This is a genomic window from Acinetobacter sedimenti, from assembly GCF_022601685.1.
In the GTDB taxonomy this organism is placed as follows: domain Bacteria; phylum Pseudomonadota; class Gammaproteobacteria; order Pseudomonadales; family Moraxellaceae; genus Acinetobacter; species Acinetobacter sedimenti.
Window position 1 is genome coordinate 100,161 of record NZ_JAKUML010000011.1, and the last position, 6,786, is coordinate 106,946.

General features: G+C 39.8%; 7 protein-coding genes. 5 read left to right on the top strand and 2 right to left on the bottom strand.

The window, feature by feature from the left end; genetic code table 11:
- Positions 1–67 precede the first annotated feature (67 nt).
- The 4 genes from MKI79_RS08320 to rph all read left to right on the top strand — a co-directional run bounded on the left by MKI79_RS08320 (position 68) and on the right by rph (position 3,862).
- The gene (locus tag MKI79_RS08320) at positions 68–1,111 is read left to right on the top strand and encodes a flavin reductase family protein (protein WP_241571967.1); all 1,044 of its coding nucleotides are present in this window, start codon (positions 68–70) and stop codon (positions 1,109–1,111) included.
- 45 nt (positions 1,112–1,156) lie between these two features.
- Entirely contained in the window at positions 1,157–2,320 is a 1,164-nt protein-coding gene (locus tag MKI79_RS08325; RefSeq protein ID WP_241571969.1) for a fatty acid desaturase family protein, read from the top strand.
- A gap of 123 nt (positions 2,321–2,443) precedes the next feature.
- Positions 2,444–3,013, top strand: a complete 570-nt coding sequence (locus tag MKI79_RS08330) for a YqiA/YcfP family alpha/beta fold hydrolase (protein WP_241571972.1) — start codon at positions 2,444–2,446, stop codon at positions 3,011–3,013.
- Between the two features lie 132 nt (positions 3,014–3,145).
- Positions 3,146–3,862 carry a ribonuclease PH gene (gene rph, locus MKI79_RS08335; protein ID WP_241571974.1) on the top strand — a complete coding sequence of 239 codons (717 nt, stop codon included), beginning with the start codon at positions 3,146–3,148 and terminating at the stop codon, positions 3,860–3,862.
- 90 nt (positions 3,863–3,952) lie between these two features.
- Here rph and MKI79_RS08340 read toward each other — a convergent pair whose 3' ends face one another.
- Entirely contained in the window at positions 3,953–4,642 is a 690-nt protein-coding gene (locus tag MKI79_RS08340; protein ID WP_407651602.1) for an FKBP-type peptidyl-prolyl cis-trans isomerase, read from the bottom strand.
- A gap of 243 nt (positions 4,643–4,885) precedes the next feature.
- The gene (locus tag MKI79_RS08345; RefSeq protein WP_241571981.1) at positions 4,886–5,629 is read right to left on the bottom strand and encodes an FKBP-type peptidyl-prolyl cis-trans isomerase; all 744 of its coding nucleotides are present in this window, start codon (positions 5,627–5,629) and stop codon (positions 4,886–4,888) included.
- Positions 5,630–5,857: 228 nt separating this feature from the next.
- Here MKI79_RS08345 and MKI79_RS08350 point away from each other — a divergent pair, with 228 nt between their 5' ends.
- A complete protein-coding gene (locus tag MKI79_RS08350; protein ID WP_274619075.1) occupies positions 5,858–6,412 on the top strand; it encodes a peptidylprolyl isomerase in 555 nt (184 codons plus the stop codon).
- The last annotated feature ends 374 nt before the right edge of the window (positions 6,413–6,786 follow it).

Here is a 6,786-nt window from a genome sequence, read left to right on the forward strand (position 1 = left end):
GCACACATGTTCTCTCGGAGAACATATGTTCACTCAATAAAAACCAGCAGCAAAGAGGAACACGAGCATGAACACAGCAGTAACTCACGTAGCAATATCTAACACATCTTATCAACCGCATTGGATCAAAGAAGACTTTGTCGACTTTGTCCTAGCACAGTTCAACCCACTATGGTCGATGCGTAAAATCAAAACTACGATCATTGCACGCCAAGCTTTGGGCAATGATATGTATAAAGTGGTTTTGGCGAATAATCCAAAATTCAAAAACCACTGGCAAGCAGGGCAGTCAGTATTAGTGACTGTGCAAGTCCACTGCGTACATCATCAACGTAGTTACTCGATTGTTGATATTGATGCCAAAGGTCAAATTGTTTTAGGTATTAAAGCACAAGGTTTGGTTTCAGACTATCTTTGCAAATCCGCAGATGACATCGTGGTGGAAATCTCTCAAGTGCAAGGCGATTTTGTTTTGCATACAGATCAATCACCTGCATTGATGATTGCATCAGGCAGTGGTATTACAGCGATTTATGCAATGGTGAAGCAAGCCATTGCACAAAACCTTGAATCAATACATTTGATTTATTTCAACCGTGCGCCAGTGTTCCACGTGGAACTTGAGCACTTGAGTCAGCAGTATCCACAGTTTCATTATCACTTCATTGATACAAGTAGCTCTAAACAGTATTTAGATGAAGCTTTATTGACAGGGCAGTGCGCTGATTGGAAATCTACCAATACTTATATCTGTGGTTCAACACCGATGATGAAAAGTGCAAAAGCCATTTTTGCAAAGCATGATATTTCAAATCAGTTGCATAGTGAATACTTTCAACCATGTGTAGACGATAGTGCAACAGAGCAACCGATTACGTTTCGCCGAGCACAGCGTGACTTCATCGCCACCAAAACACTTTTGGAAAGTGCTGAAGATGCAGGACTTCGTCCAACTTCAGGTTGCCGCATGGGCATCTGTAATAGCTGCACTTGTACCAAAGTCAGTGGTGTCACCAAGAACATTATCACAGGTGAAATTGATCAAAGTGACAATCAACAGATCAAGTTGTGTGTCAGTCAGGCATTAAGTCCTGTCACCATTGATCTTTAATCCATTCACTTTAGTCCTAGAAAAACAAATACGAGGAAAATAGCCATGAATTCAGCAGTGAAATTTCCGTTAAATAGCAAATCAAAATATTTAACTCCAGACCAAATCGAAGCATTTGGTGCAAAGATTGATGCCATTCGCCAAGAGGTGATGGAAGATTTAGGCGAGAAGGACGCAAAATATATCTACAAAGTCCGTAACTTTGTGCGTTATACCGAGATCGCATCTCGTAGCATGTTGATGTTTGCAGGATGGTTGCCACCAGTATGGTTGCTTGGCACAGGTATGTTGGGTGTGTCTAAGATCGTTGAAAATATGGAGCTTGGTCATAATGTCATGCACGGTCAATACGACTGGTTGAATGATGACAGTTTGCGTGGCAAAGACTTTGACTGGGATAACGTCTGCACAGGTGATGATTGGAGACATACGCACAATTATATTCATCATACTTATACCAATATTGTCGGCATGGATCACGATGTTGGCTATGGCTTGCTTAGGGTCAGTGACGAGCAAGCTTGGGAGCCACGCTTCTTATTAAACATTCCTTTGGCGATTCAATTGATGGTGTTCTTCGAATGGTATGTGGGTATTCAAAACTTACACCTTGAAGATGCCATGGTGTATAAAACCAAGACATGGGCGCAAGTTTGGCAGGATTCGGCGAATTTCCGTAAAAAAGCCACACGTCAAATCTTGAAGGACTATGTATTTTTCCCTGTCATTGCCACAGTGAACTTTATTCCTGTACTTACAGCCAATGCAACAGCGAATATTATCCGTAACCTATGGTCATCGGCAGTGATTTTTAATGGTCACTTTACCGAAGATGCAGAAAACTTTGAGCCAGATAACACAGCGACTGAAACACGTGCAGAGTGGTATTTACGCCAAATCCGTGGTTCAAGTAACTTCACAGGTGGCAAATGGATGCACTTTTTAAGTGGTAATTTGAGTCATCAGATTGAGCACCACTTATTCCCCGATATGCCTGCCAATCGTTATCAGGAAGTTGCACCAAAAGTTCGTGCTGTGTGTGAAGAGTTTGGTGTCAACTACAACAGTGCAAGTTTTAATGCACAGTTTGTGACAGTGTGGACTCGATTGGCAAAAATGTCTGTACCAAATAAAGATGAGCGTCAGCAATGGAAAGCTGAGGTTCAAAACAAATTGAAAGCTCGCTTTGGGAAGTTGTTGTTAAAATAACTGAAGTAAGTGCTTCAAATTTAAATCAAAAATGTCGTTTCTTGCATGGAGCTAGTAGGTGTGTTCGCTAGCTCTTTTTTTCGCTAAAATAAGTAAACTTCTTCAAACTGTATAAATTTCAATATGTCAGAAAAAATTCTGTTTATTCATGGTTTTGCATCAGTTGGTCATGGTGTGAAATCTTTACAACTCAAACAATGGTTTGGTAATGATGTTTTTGCACCTGATCTGAATCATCGACCGCTTACTGATTTGAATGATTTATCCGCACTGATAAAAAAAGAACAGATCACCACGATCGTCGGTAGTTCATTAGGTGGCTTTTATGGGCTATTACTTGCCATGCAATTTCCTGTGAAATTGGTGCTGATTAATCCTGCTTTACAATCTCCGCACACCTTACAGAAATATATTGGAACAGTGGCACGTTATAATGGCGAACAATTTACATGGTCACAACAACAAGTCGATGAATTATCCAGTTTATTGAAACAGTTTGCTATCTCGAAAGATCAACAACTTGATCAATCTAAAATATTGATATTATTATCAAAGCAAGATGAAGTCTTAGATTATCAGATAGCGATCGACACTTTGCCAAATGCCAACATCATTGTCGATGAATTTGAGGATCATCGTTTTGCAGATATTGGTAAGTATCGACAACAGATTGAAACTTTTATCAAACGCTGATGCGTGGAAATGGCTAGGCTTTGTCATATTCGGTTGTTATACTTTTGCCTCAAGCCCTGAGCAAACTGTGCTATTAATTTGTTTCCTCAATATTTCCCAAGTATTTTTAAACCATTTTTATAAGGATCGACCATGCGCATAGATCAACGTGCTGAAAACCAACTTCGCCCAATCAAAATCACACGCAACTATACACGCTATGCAGAAGGTTCGGTCTTGGTCGAGTTTGGGCATACCAAAGTGCTTTGTACTGCGAGCATTGAGAACAGCGTGCCACGTTTTTTAAAAGGTCAGGGACAAGGTTGGGTCACTGCGGAATATGGTATGTTGCCACGTTCGACGCATACTCGTTCAGACCGTGAAGCAGCACGTGGTAAGCAAAGCGGTCGTACTCAAGAGATTCAACGCCTAATTGGTCGTAGCCTACGTGCGATGGTGGATCTGAAAAAGCTCGGAGAAAATACCATTACTATCGATTGTGATGTGATCCAAGCGGATGGTGGTACACGTACAGCGTCGATCACAGGTGCGGCAGTTGCATTGATTGATGCGATGAATGTATTGCTAGAAAAGAAAAAAATTAAAAATGATCCGCTGAAAGGTCTGGTTGCTGCGGTTTCTGTGGGTATCCATAATGGCCAAGCATTACTAGATCTCAATTATGATGAAGATTCAACGTGTGAAACAGACTTGAATGTGGTGATGACCCAGTCAGGTGAATTTATCGAAATCCAAGGTACAGCCGAAGAAAAACCATTTACTCGTGAACAAGCCAATCAAATGTTGGCATTGGCGGAAGAAGGGATTAAACAGCTAGTTGAGGAACAACAAAAAGCTTTAGGTTGGTAATTTCCTTTTTTAATTTAGATCAACACCGAAGACAAAAAATGCCACAAGATTGTGGCATTTTTTGATGATAAAGTTCTTCTGTAATAGGTTTTATGATTCCACTTTTAATAGCTGTACATCGAAGATCAAAGCACTATTTGGCGGGATATTTGCACCTGCACCTGTTTCACCATAAGCCAATTTTGCAGGGATGAATAAACGATATTGATCGCCTTCTTGCATGAGCTGCAAACCTTCTTGCCAACCTGCAATGACTTTATTGAGAGGAAAAGAGATTGGTTGATCACGTGCGATAGAGCTATCAAATACTGTGCCGTCGATCAAACGACCTTCATAATGCACAAGCACTTTACTGGTTGCGGATGGCTTTTTCCCAGAACCTTGCTTGATCACTTGGTACTGTAACCCTGACTGAGTCACTTTAATGCCTGATTTTTTGGCATTATCAGCAAGGAAAGATTGTCCTTGTGTCAGGTTTTTATCAGCAAGTTTTTTGAATTCGACCAACTCGGCTGCTTCAGATTTCTTCTTATATTGATTGAGGATGCTAATCATCTGTTCATTGCTCAGCGACGATTCTTTACCTTCGAAGCCCTGTTTGAAACCTTCAAAAAAGCTATCCAAATCTAAATCATCTAAAGCATTACTATTTGAACGACCGACTAAATAGCCAAAACTATAACCGGCTTGAACACGTTCACTACTCTTTTCTGTCACTTTCTCTGCTGCAAAGCTTTGGCCTGCGATGAGCATGAGGCTTACTAAGGCAATTTTTTTCATCATTATTCCAACTTTTTTGTTTCACCGACACAGCTTGATTCTTTAGGACGTCGTTTAGCTATATTTAGCAAGTGCTACATGCTTTAAGCTTATAGCCAAACGGAGAACCACTTTGACATCACATTACAATAATTTATTGTACTGGTTGTATGTTTTTGTAATAGAAAATCAATATGATTTACTTAAAATCAGCAATAAAAAAAGCCCTCAAATAATGAAGGCTTATTGATGATAAAATTCAAATTACATCACTTTGATGAGCTGTACCTTAAAGATCAAAGTGCTGTTTGGTGGAATTGGTCCTTTACCTTGAGCGCCATAACCAAGTTCAGAAGGAATATAAAATGTATATTCAGCACCTTCTTTCATCAATTGTAGACCTTCAGTCCAACCCGGAATGACTTGATTTAAACCGAACTCTACAGGCTCACCACGTGCGATCGAACTATCGAAGATTTGACCATTAAGCAACTTGCCTTCGTAATGGACACGGACAGTATCGGTGGCTTTCGGTTGCTTGCCAGTACCTTCTTTATCAACGGTATACTGTAAGCCTGAAGCTGTGGTTTTGACATTTGGCTTACTGCCATTGTCTTTTAAGAAAGCGACATCAGCAGATGCGTCTTGCGCAGGCATTTGATTCACGGCTTGCTCAGCAGGTATTGCTGCATTTTGTTGTGAAGCGATAAACTCTTCATACGCTGCTTTGACTTCATCTTCCGTCATCGGGAAGGTTTCCTTGCCATGTCCCGCTTTTGCACCCGCAGAAAAGGCATTCACATCCAACTCTGGTGGCGTCATTTGACTCGTGACTTCATAACCAAGTACATAGCTAATTTTTTCAACTGCAGACGCTGATTCAGAATTAAATGTTGCTGAATGAGAGCTCGCCTGAAATTTTGCAGGATCTTTGCTTGCCATATATACAGGTACCATAGCGGCACCACCAATGACAGCTGCAACAACGATGGGTAAAGCTTTACTCATAAGATATCCGTAGGACAAAAAATAAAACAAAGGTGTGACAAGTTTAACAGATATTTTACCTTTTAAATGCTGTATTATCATAAACCTGTACAAAAAATTATACAGAGATAAGGTACAACGTCCTTTAAATTAATGCTTTCAGAAATCAGTCTTTGAAAATCATGGATTGTTTCAATCCTTTCCAAAGAAATTAAACGAGGAAACTCGACAAGGAATCTCAAAATGAAAATGCAACACCTACTCTTAGCAACAACTCTTTTACTTGGTACACAAATGAGCTTGGCAGCAACGCAAGTCACCATGAAAACCTCAATGGGCGATATTCAAATCGAACTTGATGATGAAAAAGCGCCAATTAGCACAAAGAATTTTGTGCAATATGTAAAAACAGGTTTTTATAAAGGCACGATATTTCATCGTGTTATTCCAGGATTTATGATTCAAGGTGGTGGATTTACGGCAGAAATGCAGCAAAAAGAAACCAATCCGCCAATTAAAAATGAAGCAAAAAATGGTTTGAAGAATACCCGAGGCACAATCGCAATGGCACGTACAGGTGTGGTGGATTCGGCAACTAGTCAATTTTTTATCAATTTGGTTGATAATAGTATGCTTGATCATGGTGCACGTGATTATGGTTATGCGGTATTCGGCAAAGTGACCAAAGGCATGGATATCGTCGATAAAATTGCCAAACAACCAACGACCCGTAAAGGCATGCACGCAAATGTACCAGCGCAGACCATTATCATTCGTGATGTAAAAGTGACTAAAACCAAATAAAATGCAAAAACAAATGCACAACAAATGCGCATAAAATGATAATTTGCTCAAAAAAGGCACAAGCATTGCAAAAAAGTTGCATAAAGGGCTTGTGTCAGCAAATTATTTACATATAATGCGCACATCCCAACGCAATTGATCGGAACGTCACTTAGGGTGATGTGAGTATTTTATTGCGTTGCGTTTTTATCGACGAGATAAAAACATGATCATTAAGAGTTAAAGAAGAACAACTTGTGTGGATTTTTACTGGTTGATTGATCGATATATTATCATTGATTGAATTGGTAGAAATTTCTCGAAGTTTATTTGAGCGAATTTTTAGTCAGTAAGATTAATGAGCCAGAATTGTGACCTTAAGTCACTGAATGATA